Below are 18,032 nucleotides of genomic sequence, written 5' to 3' on the forward strand. Positions count from 1 at the left end.
CGGATTTTCACTGTGAACCGGATCGTTCCTCTCGTACTGGCAATTGCTCTTTTCATGGAGCAGATGGATTCGAATGTTATTTCAACATCGCTTCCTGCTATTGCCGCTGATATCGGCACCAGCCCCATCGCATTAAAACTAGCATTGACGGCCTATCTCGTGGCGCTTGCGGTTTTCATTCCCGTCAGCGGCTGGATGGCGGACCGATTCGGGGCGAAGAATGTTTTTCGTGCAGCGATTGCGGTTTTCGTTGTCGGTTCGGTCGCCTGTGCCGCATCGAATTCACTATCAGCGTTTGTTGTCTCGCGTTTTCTGCAGGGCATGGGCGGCGCGATGATGACGCCAGTCGGACGACTTGTGCTTATTCGTTCAACGCCCAGAAGTGAACTTGTGTCGGCTATGGCCTGGCTGACGATCCCCGCAATGGTTGGCCCTTTGGTCGGGCCACCAGTGGGCGGCTTCATCACGACCTTTTTCTCGTGGCACTGGATATTCCTAATCAATGTTCCGATTGGTTTAATCGGCATCTGGTTTGCAACGCGCTTTCTGCCGGATAATGACGAGAGGATCGTCAAGCCGCTTGATTGGCCGGGTTTCTTTTTGTCGGGCATCGCGATGTCGGGTGTGGTGTTTGGGCTGTCAGTTGTCAGTCGTCCCGCACTTCCGCCGGTCATAGGGCTTGTCACTGTAGCAGTCGGCCTTATCAGCTCGGCGCTTTATATATTTCACGCACGGCTAACGATTGATCCGCTGCTGAACCTGAAACTCTTTGATAATCAGGTTTTCCGCTCGGCTGTTTTTGGTGGTAGCGTCTTCCGGCTTGGGATTGGCGCCATCCCCTTTTTGTTGCCGCTCATGTTCCAGCTTGGTTTCGGCATGACGCCGTTCCAATCAGGTATGATGACATTTGTCTCGGCAATCGGTGCCATCAGCATGAAGTTCGGAGCGAAGCGAGTATTCAATCTGTTCGGTTTCCGGCGCACGCTTATGTATGGTTCGCTGATTTCTGCCGGGTTTATTGCAGCAAATGGCTTGTTCTTCCCTGAAACGCCTTATGGCGTTATTGTTGGGTTCCTGCTGATCGGTGGGTTCTTCCGCTCGATGTTCTTTACGGGCGTCAATGCTCTAGCTTTTGCTGAAATCCCCGATGACAAAACCAGTCAGGCAACGCCAATCACAGCGGTTGCGCAGCAAGTTTCGATTGCGCTCGGTGTCGCCATGGCGGGTGGAATTCTGGAAATCAGTACTGGCCTTCGCGGAGCTTCGTTGCAGCTCGCAGATTTTCATATTGGCTTCTTCGTTGTTGCAGCGGTGTCTGCGACGGCGTTCTTCTGGTTTGCAAAGCTTGCACCAGATGCCGGGCATGAACTTTCAGGCCCGAAAGCTACCAAGTCAAAGAGCAAGGAACGGACTGCACTCGAAGTCGCGGATTCAGCAAACGGCAAATAAAAAAGCGGCTTTGAAGCCGCCCTTTCTCATTCTGATATATCCCGATAACTAGCCTTTAAAATCGCGAGCGAGCAGATAAAGCTCGACGGATTCTGCGCGCGATGCAGGCGGTTTGATATGATGCACTGAGCGGAACTTCTGTTTCAGCATAGCAAGCAGATCGTTTTCGGTGCCGCCCTGGAATGTTTTAGTTAGGAAATGGCCGCCGGGTTTGAGCACGGAAACAGCAAAATCAGCTGCGACTTCACAAAGATGCACAGTGCGCAAATGATCTGTGCGGCGATGACCCGTCGTCGGTGCAGCCATGTCAGAGATCACGAGATCTGGCTTATCGCCAAGTGCTTCCATAAGCTTTTCAGGTGCTGATTCATCGAGAAAGTCCATCTCAAGCAAAATGACACCTGCCAGCGGATCAACATGCAGATAGTCGATGCCGACAACCTGCGGGTTCTCATCTGTCGAACCGACGATCTTGGCCGCGATCTGCGACCAGCCGCCCGGAGCTGCGCCAAGATCGATAATACGTTGGCCTTTCTTCAGCAGATTATAGCGGTCGTTGATTTCGATCAGCTTATAGGCCGCACGCGAGCGATAGCCATCCTGCTTTGATTTGTGAACGTAAGGATCGTTCAGATGGCGTTCCAGCCAACGACGCGAGGATTCCTTAATCGTTCCGGCTTTCTTCTTCACACGAACGCGAAGATTGCTTGTGCCCGCGCCGCCGCGTCCGCCGGTTTTCGTGCCGCCTTTGTTTCCGCCTGCTTTGCTCATCTTCAATGCCTGTTTCTTACGTCGGTTTTACCGCCAGTTTTGGCAGTATGGGCGCGGTTATGGCGCCAGGCACCGTCACGCGACATGAGTTCCGTTAATATGCCTTCGCGCAATCCGCGATCGGCAACCAGTAGTTTTTCACTCGGCCATACATTGCGTATGGCGTCAAGAATGGCACAGCCTGCCAAAACAAGATCAGCACGGTCGGCGCCAATACAAGGATTAGCAACACGAGCGTCAAAATCCCAAGACAGCAGACGTTGGGTCATCTGTGTTACGTCATTCGAGCCCATCCACATACCATCGACGCGGCGGCGATCATAGCGTTCGAGTCCAAGATGGATGCCGGCGAGTGTCGTCACAGTGCCTGACGTTCCAAGCAGGTGAAACCGTGATCCCTCAGTAAGCTTGCCAAGACAATGACGCTCGGCAAAGCCTGAAAGCAGCTCAGTGACATGGTCAACCATGGCGTCAAAGCTTTCCGGCGTAACATTGCGTCCCCCGAAGCGTTCCGCCAGCGTGACGACGCCGACGGGCAGGGAGGTCCATGCGGTAATGTGTTCTGCAAGACGTGGAGAACGACGCTGTGATACGTCGATGAGCGCGATTTCAGACGAACCGCCGCCAATGTCAAACAAAACAACGGCGTCGGTTTCACGCGTTACAAGCGTGCCGCAGCCCGAAACTGCTAGACGTGCTTCTGTCTGACGATCGATAATCTCAAGCTCAAGCCCCGTTTCATCACGAACGCGCGCCAGAAACGCGTCGCCATTTTGCGCTGCACGGCAGGCTTCGGTAGCGACTAGGCGAGCACGTCTGATCTTGCGTGCGGCAAGCTTATCATGACATATTTTGAGCGCTTCTATGGCACGATCCATGGCGTGCTCACCCAGACGCCCAGTGGAGCTAAGACCTTCACCAAGACGAACGATACGTGAGAAGGCATCTACGACGCGAAACTGTCCTGGACGCGTTGGTGACGCGATCAACAGGCGACAATTGTTGGTTCCGAGATCGAGCGCCGCATAAAGCGGGGCTTCGTGTGCACTGATGCGCGGTTGTTGCGATCCGGATTGACTACGCTTGGCTTGAGGTGTCTGACTATAATCAGAGCGTGCAGGGGCGTTCTGTGACTTTGCCGTGTTATCGGTGTGAAGAGTGACGCTGCTTTGTTGAAGAGCTTGTTTCTTCTTGCGCGCACGACGGCGACGATTCGATAGCTTCCCGGAAGGCTTGCCGTCCGAGGGCTTTTCGTTTGCGGAGGTCTCAGCAGAAGCAGTCTTTTGCGCTTGGCTCTCTGGACCACGAGCCATTTTCCCGCGGTTGCGCCTGCGCGCACGCTTCCTCTGGCTTTGAGAGCCTTTACTTTCAGTGTCTGAGCGTCCTGAATCGGAGGCTTGCGTGGCCTTGCCGACTTCTGAAACAGCGTTCTTGCGCGGTTTGCGCTTGCCGTTTTCGGACGGATTCCGGGTCTTTGAATTGCCCGCTAGTCCGCCGGACGCCCCTTGTTGCGCCATTCCTGCAGGGCGCTCCTCGGGGTTCTTCAAGGTTCTTATCCTTATGGCGCCGCGCGAGCCTAAAAGGACGCAATCAAGGCGCTTCAATTTTTACGTTGCCCCTAATGTAACAGTGCTTTGGACATTTACCAAGGGGCGGGCCCGGAACAGCCGTTGGAAAATTGATAAAACACCAGTGATATTAGTAAGACAGATATAAATAAGGGCTCTTGCAATATGCAAAAGCCCTTCATCACTAACAGAAACGACCGGATATTTTCCTATATGTCGTAGGTATGAGCTGCGTTAATTGTAGCAACAAACTGTTTTGTGCGGTCGCGTTTAGGATTTGCGAAAACGTCGTGAGCGCTGCCTGTCTCAACGATGTTGCCTGATTCCAGGAATACGACATTCTGCGCGATCTTGGAGGCGAGGCGTAAATCATGTGTCGCAATGACCATGGTCGTGCCTTCTTTTGCAAGCTTGCTCAAAACGTCGACCACTTCGGACGCAAGTTCCGGATCAAGTGCTGAGGTGGGCTCGTCACAGAGAAGGACACGCGGCGACGGCGCGAGTGCGCGGGCGATAGCAATACGCTGCTGTTGTCCGCCCGATAGTGTTGAGGGCCATGCATCTGCTTTATGAGCCATGCCGACCTTCGTCAGAAGTTCCATCGCACGTTCCTGGGCCTTTGCCTTTGGCCATTTCAAGACTGTAACCAGACCTTCCATCACATTCTGTATCGCTGTCTGATGCGGGAAAAGCTGGAAGTTCTGGAACACCATGCCTGTTTGGCGACGGATCGACTGCACTGATTGCCAGCTTGGCTTGCGATCAGCGACGAGCGTAATGCTTTGGCCGCCTAACACCAGTGTTCCCGAAGTCGGAATTTCAAGCAGATTGATGCAACGCAGCAGCGTGCTCTTGCCGCCGCCCGATGGCCCGACAAGCGCCGTCACCGTCCCTTCGGCGATCTTCACATTGATATCGTTGAGGATAACAACATTGTCGAAACTTTTGACGATGTGCTGTAGCTCGATCATGCGTTTGTCTCCAGAGTTCCGCCATAGCGACCAAAGCGCTTTTCAAGCCTTGCCTGTAGGTTGGACAGGATCGTGCTGAGCACCAGATAAATCAGTGCTGCTTCTATGTAGAGGATGAGCGGTTCATACGTCGTCGCGACAATGCGCTGCGCTGACTGGAATAGTTCGGGCACGGTGATGGCTGCTGCAAGTGACGTATCTTTCACCAACGAAATAAAGGTGTTGGAAAGCGGCGGGACAGCTGTGCGGGTGGCTTGTGGCAATATGGTGCGTGTAAGCGCCTGACGCCAACTCATCCCAATGGAATAGGCTGCCTCCCACTGGCCTTTTGGTACAGAGGAAATGACTGCGCGAATGACTTCGGAGCTGTAAGCACCCACATTCAATGAGAACCCAATCACGGCAGCAGTGAAGGCGTCAAGATAAATCCCCACACTTGGCAGGCCGTAGAAAATCACGAACAGCTGCACCAGCAAAGGTGTGCCGCGGAAAATCCAGACATAGAACCGAGCAATAGCTGAAACCCACACTGGTGCGAATAAGCGCACAAGCGCGGTTAGCAGTCCAAGCGATAGTCCGAAGATAAAGGATAGAATTGTCAGAGGAATGGTGAACAGCAGTCCAGCCCAAAGCAGGGTGGGCAGGGAATCCGCCATGAGTTGAAACCAATCGGGCACTTGTTCGGTCCTTAGATGGAAGATTCCTGGAGATAGGTGTTCGTTAGATTTCTATATAGCCACAACGAAAGGAAGCCGGAAACATGTTCCGGCTTCCTAAATTGCACTTATCCGAAACTTACTTGGAGACGTCCTGACCGAAGTACTTCTGAGAAATCTTGTCGTAAGTGCCGTCAGCCTTGATTTCGTCGAGCGCCTTGTTAATTGCAGAGACGAGATCGTCATCGCCCTTGCGCACGATGATGCCCGAAGCGTCTGCATTTTCCTTTTCAGCAACAACTTTTACAGGTGCATTCGGCTGATGCTTCTTGAAGTCGAGGAAGGATAGGCTGTCGTTGAGCGTGGCGTCTGCACGACCCGTCAAAACGAGCTGGATCGACTGATCAAAGCCATCGGTGGCAACCAATTCAGCACCGGCTTCCTTGGCAATGCGACCGTAATTGCTGGTCAGCGACTGTGCGGACTTCTTGTCCTTCAGATCAGCGAAATCCTTGATCGTATCATTCTTGTCATTGACGATAAGAACGACCTTGGAAACGATGTAAGGGTTTGAGAAGTTGAACTTTTTCTGACGTTCTTCGGTGATGCCAACCTGATTGATAACGGCGTCATAACGCTTGGCGTCGAGACCGGCGATCAGGCCATCCCACTTGCCTTCAACAAATTCTGGTTTAACGCCAAGCTTCTGGGCAACTGCTTCGCCGATTTCTACGTCAAAACCGACAAGCTTGTTGTCCTTATCGTGGAAGGTGAACGGTGCATAGGTGCCTTCCGTGCCAATCTTCAGCACGCCGGCTGACTTGATGGCATCGAGGTTTTCGCCCGCCATTGCGGTCGAGAAGAGAGCTACGTTAAGAACACCGACCGTTGCGAGGATTTTTGCGAACTTCATTTGTAAGGTCACCTGTAAAAATATTCGATGAGACGTAAAATACAGGAATTTAATTCTAACGTAGCGTCTAAAATCGCAGTCTTTGCCCAGCTAAGAGAAATTATTTCTAATTTAACGTCACTAATGGCAATTTGAATCCGTATATAGCGATTTGGCAATTTCTGGTTCTAAACATCAATAAAAACGCCGCCTCACGGCGGCATTTTTAATTCGCATGTTTTGCTATTAAGCTTTCCCGAATCCGCCGCCTGTTGGCGTTATGACAGTGAAGGCTTCTCCTGCTTCAAGTACAGTTTGATCGCAGTTGCCCAGCACTTCAATAGTACCATCCTTGCGACGAACTTCGTTGCGTCCGGTCTGACCGGCTTCACCACCTTCCAGACCGAAAGGGGCAACACGGCGATGGCCTGAAAGGATCGCGAAGTCGAGCGTCTTCAACGCACGGATCGTGCGCTTCGTGCCGTCGCCTGCGTGCCATTTACCTTTGCCGCCTGATCCTTCCCGAACATGGAAATCTTCTAGAAGCACGGGGAAACGTGTTTCCAGAATTTCCGGATCGGTAAGGCGAGAATTGGTCATATGCGTATGGACCGCATCGGCACCATTGAAGCCCGGTCCGGCTGGTGCGCCGGAACAGATGGTTTCGTAATACTGATATTCATCATTGCCGAATGTCAGGTTGTTCATAGTGCCTTGTGCTGCTGCCATGGCTTTGGTCGCGCCAAACAGACAGTTGGTGACGGCCTGACTGACTTCCACATTGCCCGCAACAACAGCTGCCGGGAAGCGTGGCGAAAGCATCGATCCCTGTGGAACAATGATCTTGATCGGCCGCAAACAGCCCGCGTTCATCGGAATATCGCCTTCAACAAGCACGCGGAACACGTAAAGCACGGCAGCGCGTGTTACAGGTTCTGGCGCGTTGAAGTTATCTGGACGCTGTTCTGATGTGCCGGTGAAGTCAACTGTCGCCTCGCGCTTATCACGGTCGATAGTGACGCGAACTACTATCTGGCAACCCTGATCCATCTCGTAGGTGAAATGCCCATCAGGCAACTTGTCGAGCACGCGGCGCACGCTCTCAGCTGCATTGTCCTGAACGTGTCCCATATAGGCTTTCACTACGTCTTCACCGAAGAGACCAATGATCTTTTTCAGCTCAGCTACACCTTTTTCATTGGCGGCAATCTGAGCTTTAAGATCATTGACGTTCTGCGTTAGATTGCGCACCGGATAGGTTGCTCCGGTCAGGAGAGCTGAAAGATCATCTTCACGGAAGGTGCCGCGATCAACGAGCTTGAAGTTGTCGATATAGACGCCTTCCTGCTCGATATTAACCGCCAGCGGCGACATCGAACCAGGGGCGATGCCGCCGATATCAGCATGGTGGCCGCGGCTTGCAACCCAAAAGCGGATCTCGCGATTATCGTCATCGAAAACCGGTGTGCAGACTGTCAGGTCAGGCAGGTGAGTCCCACCATTGTAAGGCGCGTTGATCAGGAATACGTCGCCCGGCTTGATATCCTTGTTCTCGCGGATTGCGGTTGCAACAGAAGCATCCATCGAACCAAGATGCACAGGCATATGCGGCGCATTGGCAACCAGATTACCCTCGGCGTCGAATACGGCACAGGAGAAATCGAGACGTTCCTTGATATTGACAGAGTAGGCGGTGTTCTGGAGCGTCACGCCCATCTGCTCTGCAATCGACATAAAGAGATTGTTGAAAATCTCTAGCATGACCGGATCGGCTTCAGTGCCGATCGCGCTGCGTGACGGCAAAGCCTTGATGCGGGTAAGAACGATGTGATCGTAGTTGGTGAGGCGTGCCTGCCAGCCATCTTCGATAACGATCGTCTGGTTCTTTTCGATAATGATTGCAGGTCCGGTTACGGTCTGGCCACGCTGAATCTGCTCGCGAATAACGACACCAGCATCGTGGAAATCACCTTGCGAGAAGAAACGTGCGCGCTTGGCTGTTTCAGCCTCAAGGTCGCTTTCAAGCGGCAGGCTGGTCTCGGTTTCTCCCGCACCGCCGCCGACTGCTTCGACTTCAACCGCATCGATTACCAGTGCCTTATTTTCTGCAATGAAGCCGAAGCGGCGCTTGTGCGCGGTTTCGAATTCGCTGCGCAGACGATCGGAATCGTCCTCGGCAGGGAAGGTTGCTTCGATGGAAAGTACCGTGTCGGTGCCTGCGTAGCGGATATGCGCACGAAGATGACGCTGAATTGCGGCTTGTTCGATGCCCTGCGTCGCAAGTTCTGCCACACATTCCAAGACCAGTTCTTCACCAAGTGCTTTCAGTGCTGCTGGAGCGGATGCATCGAGCGACACGCCGAGCGCCTTCTGCCGAGTGGCGCGAATGTCGGCCAGGCCCATGCCATAAGCGGAGAGCAGGCCGGACATTGGATGAAGAAGAATGTTCTTCATTCCAAGTGCATCTGCGACGAGGCAGGCGTGCTGGCCACCAGCACCGCCAAAGCAACTCAATGCATAACGGGTGACGTCATAGCCACGCTGTACGGAGATCTTCTTGATCGCTTCGACCATATTCGCAACAGCAATGCGAATGAAGCCATCGGCAACCGATTCTGGTGAGCGGCCGTCGCCAATTTCATTAGAAAGAGCAGTAAAAAGCGTGCGAACGCGTTCCACATCAAGCGGCTGGTTCTGTTCGGGGCCAAAGATAGCCGGAAAATAATCAGGGATCAGTTTGCCGAGCATGACATTAGCGTCAGTAACAGCAAGCGGGCCACCATTTCGGTAACAGGCTGGGCCAGGATTGGCGCCTGCTGAATCCGGGCCCACGCGGAAGCGCCCGGCATCATAATGCAGGATCGAGCCGCCGCCAGCAGCAACAGTGTGGATCAGCATCATCGGCGCGCGGACACGAACGCCAGCAACTTCCGTTTCGAATGCGCGCTCGTATTCACCATCAAAATGGGCAACGTCAGTCGATGTGCCGCCCATATCGAAACCTATGACCTGTCCAAATCCCGCCGTCTCGCCTGTGCGTGCAAGGCCAACAACACCGCCAGCTGGGCCGGAAAGAATGGCGTCCTTACCCTGGAACAAGTCAGCTGCCGTAAGGCCGCCAGAAGACATCATGAACATGACGCGTGCGCCGGTGCGCTGAACGTCGAGTTCGTTGGAAACCTGTGCGACATAGCGTCGAAGGACTGGTGACAGATAAGCATCGACGACTGTTGTGTCGCCACGACCCACCAACTTGATCAGCGGCGAGACTTCATGGCTAACTGAAACCTGCTCGAAGCCGATCTCACGGGCAATGCGTGCGATTTCAGCTTCGTGCGCCGGGAACTTGTAGGCATGCATGAGGGCAATCGCGATAGATTTATAGCCCTGATCTTTCAACGAACGGAGTGCTGCTTCTGCTTCAGTGCTATCAAGTGCCTGCTCGACAGTCCCATCGGCGTGGATACGCTCATTAAGTTCGGTTACGCTGTCATACAGCGATTCCGGCTTAATGATCTCGGTTGCAAAGATGTTTTTGCGTTCCTGATATCCGATGCGCAGAGCGTCGCGGAAGCCCTTGGTGGTGACAAGTGCCAGCCGCTCGCCCTTGCGCTCGAGAAGCGCATTGGTAGCAACGGTCGTACCCATGCGCACTTCGCCGATCAACCCAGCCGGAACCGGCTCACCCGTCTTGAGGCCGAGATGCAAACGGATGCCGTGAACGGCTGCATCGCGATAGGCTGAAGGGTTTTCGGAGAGAACCTTGCGTGCATGCAGATTGCCTCCCGGATCGCGTCCAATGACGTCGGTAAATGTGCCGCCACGATCAATCCAGAAGTCCCACACGCCACTTCCCGTTCCGCTCATTATTGGCTCCCTCATGCATGAAGACAGTGCATTTTAAAATCTTTTCAGAATTTCATACTTCCACTTTATTGACAAAATGTCGATAAGATGGTGACATAAAATTCACAAAAATAAGGGAGCAGCAATAATGGGGAATAAAAGAGACTCGGAGTTAATGGCGGAAACGCCCATAGAGATGCTAGAACAGAGCTTCGATGAAGTTTCTCTTCCAAAGCATCTACGCTCTGTTGCTTCTCTAGGGCCGATTGTTTCGTCTGCGCACCTTGCAGAAGGCGGCTCGCCTGGCATGTCAGAGGTCGAATACGGCCTCATTCTGGCTTCGCACGCATTCTCTCGCTGGATGGTTCGCTGCATGGCAGCTGCCGATCTGCCGGGGCTTTCTCCGATTGAAGTTTTGATCCTGCATTCAATCCGTCATCGCGGACGCGAGAAGAAGCTGGCCGATATCTGTCTCGTGCTCGATATCGAAGACACACATATTGCAACCTATGCGATCCGCAAGCTTGAGAAAGCGGGCCTGCTTACCACCGGTAAGGCATCCAAGGAAAAGACGGTCAAAATAACGGAGAAGGGCGCTGAAGCGTGTGCTCGCTATGCGCAGATTCGCGAACGCCTTCTGGTTGAGTCCACTGCGAATGCACGGCCGTCTGAAGAAACCCTATCTGAAGTAGCCGCCTTATTGCGCTTCATGTCGGGTGCATTCAATCAGGCCACCCGGTCTGCCATCACGTTATAAGAGAGTTACAAGTTTGAACGGAACCGAGTTGAACTTATCTGTTTCAAAACCTCTGCTGACGGTCGAGGGCCTCAGTGTTGAATTCGGCGCCAGTCGGGTCGTCGATGATTTAAGTTTTTCGGTTGCTCCTGGCCGAACGCTGGCTGTCGTTGGTGAATCAGGGTCGGGTAAGTCGATTACGTCGCTTTCGATCATGCGCCTTGCCGATATGAGCGGCGCGAAATTCCCGAAGGGGAGTATTCTTTTCAATGGTCCTGACGGTGAACGCGATCTGCTGAAAGCCGATCAGAAAGCAATGCGTGGCATTCGCGGCAAAGACATTGCGATGATCTTTCAGGAGCCGATGACATCGCTCAACCCGGTCTTCACCATTGGCAACCAGATATCTGAAGTGTTGATGCTGCATGAAGGCATGGCGAAGAGTGCTGCTCTGGCTGAAGGCAAGCGGCTGCTGGAAATGGTGCGCCTGCCAGATGCTGAAGGGCTTCTCAAGCGTTATCCTCACCAGCTTTCTGGCGGTATGCGCCAGCGTGTGATGATCGCGATGGCACTTGCTTGCCGTCCGAAGCTGCTTATCGCTGATGAACCGACCACCGCACTTGATGTGACCATTCAGGCGCAGATTCTGCATATCATCAAAGATTTGCAGAGAGAGCTTGAAATGGCTGTCATTTTCATCACGCACGATATGGGCGTGGTGGCTGAAATGGCGGATGACGTTGTCGTCATGTGGAAGGGCAAAAAGGTTGAAGAAGGTCCGGTTGGCCGCATCTTCGACGCGCCAAAGCATCCATATACACAGACACTTTTGTCGGCAGTTCCGAAACTTGGCAGCATGACGGGCGAAGCGTTCCCGAAGCGTATGCCGGTCATGGTGATGCGCGATGGCGTACCTGTTCTGTCGGGTGAAGAGCGTATTCAGGACACGGCACGGTATAGCGACAAGCCGCTTCTTGCTGTCGATGATCTTTACGTGCGCTTTCCGATCAAGAAGAACATGTTGGGCAAAGTCACCCATGTTTGCAATGCGGTCTCGAAGGTTGCTTTCGACATCTATCCGGGTGAGACCCTGGCACTTGTCGGTGAATCCGGTTCAGGCAAGTCGACCATCGGCCGCACGATCCAGCAACTCCAGTCGCCGCTTTCCGGTGATATCCGCTTTAATGGCAAAGCCTATTCGCAGATGAGTTCCTCGGAGCGCTATAAGATGCGCCGCGAAGTGCAATATATCTTTCAGGATCCGTTTGCCTCGCTCGATCCGCGCAAAACTGTTGGCTTCTCGATTGCAGAGCCGATCCGCACCCACGGCCTTCTTGACAACAACAAGGAGATCAATGCGCGCGTGGCGGAACTACTGGAACGCGTTGGCCTTGGTCCGGAACACGCTTCGCGCTATCCGCACGAATTTTCCGGCGGTCAGCGTCAGCGCATCTGTATTGCGCGTGCGCTTGCTTCAAAGCCTAAGCTTATCATCGCTGATGAAGCGCTTTCGGCGCTCGATGTTTCCATTCAGGCGCAGGTTATCAACCTGTTTATGGATCTGCAGAAAGAACATGGGTTGGCTTATCTCTTCATCAGCCATGACATGGCCGTGGTTGAAAAGATGAGCCATCGCGTTGCTGTGCTCTATCTTGGACAGATTATGGAGCTTGGCTCACGTCGTCAGATTTTTGAAACGCCGACGCATCCTTATACGCAACGCCTGCTTTCAGCTGTGCCGGTTGCCGATCCTTCGGCACGGACCGAACGCGCAGCGCTTGAAGGAGAAATTCCAAGCACGACGCGCCGGATCGACGACAAACCGACGATCTACAATCACCGCGAGGTTTCATCGGGCCATTTCGTCGCCGAAAGCGCCTGAGATATGGCTGCTTTTTTATCGCATTATTCAACGCAAAACCGCTTCAAACTTTTGCTGGAAATGCTTCAACTAAACCCAAAGGGGAAAATAATGATAAGGAAAGCACTGAAAGCTGCTCTTCTGACTTCTGTCCTGTCAGCAGCTGTGATCGCAACGGCACCAGCTTTCGCCGCAGGCAAGCTCACCGTTTCGTCGCCGCAGGACCCGGGCAGCTGGGACCCAATTGATACGTTCCTCGTCAACTGGGCGTCGGTCGCAACCAATATTTTTGACGGTCTCGTCTATCGTGGTCCTGATCTGAAAATCGTACCGGGTCTGGCAACGTCGTGGGAAGAACTCGACGAAGGCAAGCGTATCCGCTTCAATTTGCGTGAAGGTGTGAAGTTTCACGATGGCGAGCCATTCAATGCTGAAGCGGTGAAGTTCACTTTTGATCGTTTGCTTGGTGAGGAAGGCGCGAAAGGTCCGCAGCGTTCCAACTATATCGCAATCGAAAAGGTCGAGATCATCGACGAAAAGACCGTCGATTTTCACCTCAAGACGCCAGATCCAGTGTTGATCACCAAGCTTGCTGGTTACGGCGCGATGATTGTTCCACCCAAATACATCACCGAGAAGGGTGATGATTATTTCAACACACATCCAGTCGGTACTGGCCCGTTTAAGTTTGTATCCTATGAGCCAAAGGTCAACATCAAGCTGGAAGCGTTTGCTGACCATTGGGGTGGTGCTCCGAAGCTTTCGGAACTTGAATATCGCTTCATTACTGAGCCTTCGACAGCTGTAGCCGAGCTTCAAGCTGGTCGCGTTGATCTGGTCATTCCGCCAACTATCCCAATCGGAATGATCCCGACGATCGAAGGCGATCCAAAGCTTGAACTAGTCACAGCCTCTGGACCTACAGTTTATGCACTGCGTTTCAACACCGTAGATGGCATTACCAAGGACGAACGAGTTCGCAAGGCGTTGATTATGGCTGTGGATCGCGATGCGATCATCCAATCGATCCTTGCCGGGCAGGCTGAAGCGATCGCAAGCTTCCAGGGTTCACTGTCGTTTGGTTTCGATCCAAATATGAAGCCGCTGCCTTATGATCCTGAACAGGCTAAGAAATTGCTTGAAGAAGCAGGCGTTCAGCCCGGAGCAACGGTGCAGATTGACGTGCGCGGTCAGGATGCGAGCTTCAACGAAGTTGCGCAAGCAGTCGCAAGCTTCCTGCAGATGGTTGGCGTGAATGCAACCATCAAGCCCTATGACACGAATGTTTTGCTCAATGACATCATCCCACAGGGCAAAACGGGTGCCATGTTCCAGCAGGCATGGGGTGGTTGGACCTTCGATTACGATAATACCGCTTACTCGATGTACCATTCGGGTGAAAAGTGGAACCCGTACGACAAGGATGAAAAGCTCGACAAGATGCTTGAAGCACAGCGTTCGGTTCTCGACCGTGGCGAACGTGAAAAGCTGCTTCAGGAAATTGCGCATTATGCTGCCGAGCGCGCGCTCGAAATGCCGCTCTACAACCTGAAGGCAATCTTCGGCGTCAACAAGCGCGTGAAAAACTTCGTGCCTGTTCCAGATAGCCGTCTGCGTCTCACCGACGTAACCGTCGATTAAACCAACTGATACGGCAAGCCGTTCATCGGCTTGTCGCTGCATTTCGGAGGCGCTCTGGTGGCTGGATTTCTTATAAAACGAATTTTGCAAGCATTGTTCGTGATGATCGCAATGACGTTGCTTGTCGCATATGCGATCCGCCTGACTGGCGATCCGGCGCTGATGTTGACGCAAGGTGCTGGCAGTATCACGGAAGCCGATCTCGAGCGCATCCGCGAGGGTTTAGGTTTGAACCAACCATTTCTTGTTCAATATTGGCAATTTCTCAAAGGTCTGTTCACACTTGATCTTGGACGCAGCTTCCTTGGTGGTACACAGGTTTCCGTTTTAGTTGGAAGTGCGCTGCCAGCCACGCTTATGCTGGCTTTTGCCTCACTTTTCGTCTCCATCGTGATTTCGGTGCCACTTGGCATCAAGGCGGCAGTATCACGTGGTAGATGGGCTGATCAGCTCATTCGAATCTGCTCGCTCGTCGGTCTGTCTTTCCCGAACTTCTGGCTTGCGACGATGCTGGTTCTGCTGTTCGGCATTTATCTCCAATGGCTACCGCCAAGTGGTATGAGCGGTATAGCTAGCTTCGTGATGCCTGCGCTGACCATGGGCATTATTCTGACTGCAACCAACATCCGCCTCGTGCGCACGTCGATGCTCGAAACGCTGCAGTCGCAATATATCATGGTGGCTCGCGCTAAGGGCCTGAGCGAAAACAAGGTGCTCTATAAGCACGCACTGCGTAACTGCGCTATTCCGCTGATTACCTATATCGGTTTGCAGTTCGGTGGCCTCCTGGGCGGTATCGTTGTGGTCGAACGCGTCTTCAACTGGCCGGGTATGGGCACGCTTGCATTCGATGCGGTTGCCGGACGCGACTATCCCGTCTTGCAGGCAACAATCGCAATCCTTTCGATGCTGATTATCGGCGTCAATCTTCTGGTGGACATCGCTTACGGCCTTGTCGACCCGCGAATTCGTACGGAGTAGAGCCTATGGCGACTAAAGTGGCGACCAAAACCTCAACACTCCAGCATTCCCGCTTTGCCAGTCTGGAATTTATTGTTGGTTTTCTTCTCACTGGCACCATCTGTCTGGCGGTCATTTTCTCGAGCTATCTGTTTCCAGCAGGCGCGAACAAGATCGACCTGATGGCACGTCTGATGCCGCCATTCGTCAATCCGGCTCATATTTTCGGTGCTGACCCTCTCGGCCGAGACGTGCTTGCGCGTGTCGTTATCGGCGGCAAAATCTCACTTTTTGTGGGTTTCATCTCCGTCATTGGTTCGGTGATCATCGGCACGATCATGGGCTTGGTTGCAGGCTATTATCGCGGGTTTTGGGATATGGCCCTCATGCGCTTTGTCGATGTGCAGCTTGCGATGCCGTTTATCCTGCTTGCCATCACCTTCATGGCTATCCTTGGCGGTGGACTGGTCAACACGATCATCCTGCTGATTGTTTCACAATGCGTGCAATATGCCCGGCTGGTGCGCGGCTCAGTGCTATCGCTGCGCGAGCGCGAGTTCATCTTGTCTGCGCGCGCTATTGGCGTGAAGGACTGGCGCATCATTTTCCAGCACCTGCTGCCAAATCTGCTCGGACCGGTCATCGTTTTGATGACGCTTAATGTCGCCAACAACATCCTGCTTGAATCCAGCCTGACCTTCCTTGGCTTTGGCATTGATTCAACCATTCCAAGCTGGGGTGGAATGTTGGCCGATGGCCGCACCTATCTCCAGACGGCATGGTGGGTAAGCCTGTTCCCCGGTCTTGCCATTCTTTTCACGGTGCTTGGTCTCAACCTTCTGGGAGACTGGCTGCGTGACAGCCTCGATCCAACCGGCAGGACCTCGCGATGAGCGTGATATTTGAAAAGACCTATCCGCGTTCAATCAATTTACTGATCGAACGCCTTTCAAAGCCGGAAATGCGTGGCGCGAAAGTGAAGGTCTGGCTGTTCGATGACCAGCCAAGCCGCTTTGCTGCTGAAACAAAGCTGCGCGAAGCGGGCATCGATGCGCGTGTTCGTTCATCCTATAAACCGCTTCTGCATTTCTTTCTTGAAGAAGTGAATGGGACAGGACTAACGGCTGCAACAATTCGCTATCCACGCCATGACAATTGCGTAGAGAACCGTTTTCTGCTGGAAACCTACCCGTTGACAGCACTCCTACCAGAAGCGCTGATCAGCTTCAGTGCGTCCGGAAACGACGATTTCTTTTACGAAGTCGATCTGAGATTTGCCGATGGCCGCAATGAAAGTCACCGTGTTTTCGCACCCAATCGCGTGCATGAAGATTTTATCGGCGAAACGCTCGTCTCACCAACGGGCTGGCTAATTGTCGAACATGAAGGTAGCAGTGAGAACGCGCGCTTTGAAACCGCTTATGAAAAGCTGTTTCACGATACGATTTCGACCATTGCCACCCATGACTGGGGCAGGGGCGAGCCCTATTTTGAAGAGCTGAACATTTCGGTCAACTTGCCGATCACTGATCGACGCATTGCCTATGATGAGGAAGCGCTGAGCCTGACGGAAGCTCTGCACGAAGATATCTATTTCTCGCTGCTCGAAGTTTTCCAGAAAAAGTCTGGTCGCCCCGTCGGTGATCGTGGCTTGCAGCCCGGTCAGATCGTACCCGAAGTCCGCTTCCGTGATGCAGAGCCAACCGTTAGAGTGGAAACACGTCCGCTGGCAACGTCAGATGCGCTGACTGCCGAGCAAGTTCTGGAAAATGCGCAGGCTCCTCTTTCGGCTGACCAGATCCGCAGAGAGATTGCAAAGCTTGGCGGCACACCTTTTGAAGCTAAGACCCGTGCAGGTCGCAGCGTGCGCGCGACCTATGTTTCGGGCCATGAAACGGCGATGATGATCAGTGCCGGGCAACATGCCAATGAAACAACTGGCATCGTCGGAGCGTTGCGTGCCGCAAGCCGTCTTAGCGCACGCGATGGCGCGCACTTCACGATCTCGCCGCAGGAAAACCCGGACGGGTATGAAATCCATAAGCGTCTGTGCGTTTTGCAGCCACATCATATGCATCACGCGTCGCGCTATACGGCTCTTGGCGATGATCTTGAATATCGCAGCGGCGAGGGGCTTTTTGAGAAAGCAATCCGTGTAGAGGCGGAGGCGCGCACCAATGCGAAGCTGCATGTCAATCTGCATGGCTATCCGTCGCATGAATGGACACGCCCGCTGTCTGGATATGTTCCACAATCCTTTGCAATGTGGACGTTGCCAAAAGGCTTCTTCCTGATTATTCGCCATCATGCGACGTGGGAGAAAGAAGCCGAACAGCTGATGGATCATGTGACCAGGCATCTTGGTGCCATCGATGGTCTGCTTGATTACAACGATGCGCAAATCAAGCTTTTCGAGCAACATGCAGGCGAAACAGGTTTCCGCATTATCAACGGCTTCCCATGTATGGTCGGTGTTGATGATCGTCACACAGTTCCGCTGACGCTGATTACCGAATATCCGGACGAAACCATCTATGGCGATGCCTTTGTCAAAGGCCATACGGCGCAGATGGAAACCGTGCTCTCGGCTTATGAAGCCTTGCAGCTGCTCTTTCCGAGCGAGCCGATTGCCTAACTAAAAGCGCATCCCGAAAAGTGTGTAACGGTTTTCGGAAAAGATG

13 protein-coding genes are annotated in these 18,032 nt (G+C 53.2%); 7 read left to right on the top strand and 6 right to left on the bottom strand.

Annotated elements, in window-relative coordinates:
• Positions 1 to 12: 12 nt before the first annotated feature.
• A complete protein-coding gene (locus tag QSJ70_RS04765) occupies positions 13 to 1,449 on the top strand; it encodes an MFS transporter (RefSeq protein ID WP_285535017.1) in 1,437 nt (478 codons plus the stop codon).
• Positions 1,450 to 1,497: 48 nt separating this feature from the next.
• Here QSJ70_RS04765 and QSJ70_RS04770 read toward each other — a convergent pair whose 3' ends face one another.
• The 6 genes from QSJ70_RS04770 to QSJ70_RS04795 all read right to left on the bottom strand — a co-directional run bounded on the left by QSJ70_RS04770 (position 1,498) and on the right by QSJ70_RS04795 (position 10,189).
• Positions 1,498 to 2,220, bottom strand: coding sequence for an RlmE family RNA methyltransferase (locus tag QSJ70_RS04770; protein WP_007879442.1), 723 nt, complete (start codon positions 2,218 to 2,220; stop codon positions 1,498 to 1,500).
• 2 nt (positions 2,221 to 2,222) lie between these two features.
• Positions 2,223 to 3,767: a Ppx/GppA phosphatase family protein gene (locus tag QSJ70_RS04775; protein ID WP_252349051.1), complete on the bottom strand. Its 1,545-nt coding sequence runs from the start codon at positions 3,765 to 3,767 to the stop codon at positions 2,223 to 2,225.
• Between the two features lie 230 nt (positions 3,768 to 3,997).
• Positions 3,998 to 4,759, bottom strand: coding sequence for an amino acid ABC transporter ATP-binding protein (locus tag QSJ70_RS04780; protein WP_215776765.1), 762 nt, complete (start codon positions 4,757 to 4,759; stop codon positions 3,998 to 4,000).
• Entirely contained in the window at positions 4,756 to 5,436 is a 681-nt protein-coding gene (locus QSJ70_RS04785) for an amino acid ABC transporter permease (protein WP_215776763.1), read from the bottom strand. Before QSJ70_RS04785 ends, QSJ70_RS04780 begins: the two co-directional genes overlap by 4 nt.
• Positions 5,437 to 5,554: 118 nt before the next feature.
• Positions 5,555 to 6,328: an amino acid ABC transporter substrate-binding protein gene (locus QSJ70_RS04790; protein ID WP_215776761.1), complete on the bottom strand. Its 774-nt coding sequence runs from the start codon at positions 6,326 to 6,328 to the stop codon at positions 5,555 to 5,557.
• A 225-nt stretch (positions 6,329 to 6,553) separates the two neighbouring features.
• Entirely contained in the window at positions 6,554 to 10,189 is a 3,636-nt protein-coding gene (locus QSJ70_RS04795) for a hydantoinase B/oxoprolinase family protein (protein WP_285535019.1), read from the bottom strand.
• Positions 10,190 to 10,301: 112 nt separating this feature from the next.
• Between QSJ70_RS04795 and QSJ70_RS04800 the strand changes: the two genes are divergently transcribed.
• The 6 genes from QSJ70_RS04800 to QSJ70_RS04825 all read left to right on the top strand — a co-directional run bounded on the left by QSJ70_RS04800 (position 10,302) and on the right by QSJ70_RS04825 (position 17,986).
• The gene (locus QSJ70_RS04800; protein WP_445558131.1) at positions 10,302 to 10,910 is read left to right on the top strand and encodes a winged helix DNA-binding protein; all 609 of its coding nucleotides are present in this window, start codon (positions 10,302 to 10,304) and stop codon (positions 10,908 to 10,910) included.
• A gap of 13 nt (positions 10,911 to 10,923) precedes the next feature.
• Complete coding sequence (locus tag QSJ70_RS04805) at positions 10,924 to 12,771, top strand: ABC transporter ATP-binding protein (protein ID WP_215776757.1); 1,848 nt, start codon at positions 10,924 to 10,926, stop codon at positions 12,769 to 12,771.
• 90 nt (positions 12,772 to 12,861) lie between these two features.
• Entirely contained in the window at positions 12,862 to 14,391 is a 1,530-nt protein-coding gene (locus QSJ70_RS04810; protein WP_285535020.1) for an ABC transporter substrate-binding protein, read from the top strand.
• Between the two features lie 57 nt (positions 14,392 to 14,448).
• A complete protein-coding gene (locus tag QSJ70_RS04815; RefSeq protein WP_285535021.1) occupies positions 14,449 to 15,372 on the top strand; it encodes an ABC transporter permease in 924 nt (307 codons plus the stop codon).
• Positions 15,373 to 15,389: 17 nt separating this feature from the next.
• Positions 15,390 to 16,244, top strand: coding sequence for an ABC transporter permease (locus QSJ70_RS04820; protein ID WP_215779023.1), 855 nt, complete (start codon positions 15,390 to 15,392; stop codon positions 16,242 to 16,244).
• Positions 16,241 to 17,986, top strand: a complete 1,746-nt coding sequence (locus QSJ70_RS04825; protein ID WP_285535022.1) for a peptidase M14 — start codon at positions 16,241 to 16,243, stop codon at positions 17,984 to 17,986. The genes QSJ70_RS04820 and QSJ70_RS04825 overlap by 4 nt, the downstream gene beginning before the upstream one ends.
• Positions 17,987 to 18,032 lie beyond the last annotated feature (46 nt).

Origin of the sequence: Brucella sp. NBRC 12950, assembly GCF_030268145.1 — a bacterium.
Classification (GTDB): Bacteria; Pseudomonadota; Alphaproteobacteria; order Rhizobiales; family Rhizobiaceae; genus Brucella.

What these genes read in the sequence shown, in the direction of transcription:
- QSJ70_RS04770 (WP_007879442.1), bottom strand. Translation starts at nt 2,220, where the DNA reads ATGAGCAAAGCAGGCGGAAACAAAGGCGGCACGAAAACCGGCGGACGC.
- QSJ70_RS04780 (WP_215776765.1), bottom strand. Translation starts at nt 4,759, where the DNA reads ATGATCGAGCTACAGCACATCGTCAAAAGTTTCGACAATGTTGTTATC.
- QSJ70_RS04790 (WP_215776761.1), bottom strand. Translation starts at nt 6,328, where the DNA reads ATGAAGTTCGCAAAAATCCTCGCAACGGTCGGTGTTCTTAACGTAGCT.
- QSJ70_RS04795 (WP_285535019.1), bottom strand. Translation starts at nt 10,189, where the DNA reads ATGAGGGAGCCAATAATGAGCGGAACGGGAAGTGGCGTGTGGGACTTC.
- QSJ70_RS04800 (WP_445558131.1), top strand. Translation starts at nt 10,302, where the DNA reads ATGGGGAATAAAAGAGACTCGGAGTTAATGGCGGAAACGCCCATAGAG.
- QSJ70_RS04810 (WP_285535020.1), top strand. Translation starts at nt 12,862, where the DNA reads ATGATAAGGAAAGCACTGAAAGCTGCTCTTCTGACTTCTGTCCTGTCA.
- QSJ70_RS04825 (WP_285535022.1), top strand. Translation starts at nt 16,241, where the DNA reads ATGAGCGTGATATTTGAAAAGACCTATCCGCGTTCAATCAATTTACTG.